Here is a 269-nt window from a genome sequence, read left to right as displayed (position 1 = left end):
GAGATCAGTGCCCTAGGTACTCCATCTGGCTTTATCGAGATCACCAGCCGTACTATCGGACGTTACGGTTATGAGCACTGCCAAGAGCACCCAATGTGGTTTGAGAAATCAGAGCGCTCTCATGGTGGGCCTGGTTCAGATAAACATCCGTTCTGGCTACAGTCTTGTCACCCAGATAAACGTCTTCACTCACAAATGTGTGAATCTGAAGAGTTCCGAGCAACTTATGCCGTTCAGGGACGCGAGCCGTGTTATCTAAACCCTAAAGA

Annotated in this window: 1 pseudogene; it reads left to right on the top strand. The window is 49.1% G+C overall.

The annotated features are described in order from the left end of the window. Positions 1–269: pseudogene (locus AB4585_RS23855) on the top strand (trimethylamine-N-oxide reductase TorA); the annotation flags it as partial.

Origin of the sequence: Vibrio sp. 10N.222.49.C9, assembly GCF_041474985.1 — a bacterium.
GTDB lineage: Bacteria > Pseudomonadota > Gammaproteobacteria > Enterobacterales > Vibrionaceae > Vibrio > Vibrio crassostreae_C.
The sequence above is the reverse complement of the archived record's forward strand: the minus strand, read 5'-3'. Positions and strand labels throughout refer to the sequence as shown.